Below are 987 nucleotides of genomic sequence, written 5' to 3'. Positions count from 1 at the left end.
TTCACCGCAAGCGTTTGAAGGTCTTCGTATTGCAGATCGTAAGCCTTGGCGTATCGATGCAAACCTTGCAACGCCAGATCATAACGTACCAACAACTGAACGTAGCAGTGGTGTGCAGGGTATTGAAGATCCTGTTTCGCGTATTCAGGTGCAAACGCTTGACAACAACTGTGATGAGTTTGGAATCGTCGAATTTAAAATGCTTGATGAGCGTCAGGGCATTGTGCACGTGGTTGGGCCAGAGCAGGGTGCAACCTTGCCGGGTATGACAGTTGTGTGTGGTGATTCGCACACGTCTACGCATGGTGCGTTTGGTGCGCTTGCGCATGGTATCGGTACTTCTGAAGTTGAGCACGTGCTAGCAACGCAAACGCTTGTTCAAAAGAAAATGAAAAACATGCTTGTTCGCGTGAATGGCAAAGTTGCTCCTGGTATTACAGGTAAAGACATTATTCTTGCGATCATCGGCGAAATTGGTACCGCTGGTGGTACTGGCTATGCGATTGAATTTGCGGGCGAAGCGATCAGTGATTTGAGCATGGAAGGTCGTATGACCATGTGTAATATGGCGATCGAAGCAGGTGCTCGTGCGGGTATGATTGCGGTGGATCAAACGACTATCGATTATGTGAAAGGTCGTACTTACGCGCCAAAAGGTGAGATGTGGGATCGTGCGGTTGAAGCATGGGCTGATCTTCATAGTGACGAAGGCGCGCACTTCGACAAAGTGGTAGAGCTTGATGGCCCAAGCATCGAGCCTCAAGTGACGTGGGGTACTTCACCAGAGATGGTGTTGCCAGTTAGTCATAACGTGCCAAATCCTGCGAATGCGACTGATAGCGTTGAAAAAGAAGGCATTACACGTGCGCTTGAATACATGGGCTTAGAGGCTGATCAAGCCATTACGGATATTCAGCTAGATCGCGTATTTATTGGTTCGTGCACGAACTCGCGCATCGAAGACTTACGCGCTGCGGCGGAAGTTGT

Annotated in this window: 1 protein-coding gene; it reads left to right on the top strand. The window is 49.3% G+C overall.

Annotation, left to right across the window (positions count from 1 at the left end; all coding sequences use genetic code 11):
* The coding region (locus A3739_RS04405) for a 3-isopropylmalate dehydratase large subunit (RefSeq protein ID WP_068500478.1) at nt 1-987 on the top strand (987 nt) is incomplete at both ends.

This window comes from Oleiphilus sp. HI0067 (genome assembly GCF_001635735.1).
Note: the sequence above shows the minus strand (reverse complement) of the source record. Positions and strands in the feature narration are given on the sequence as shown.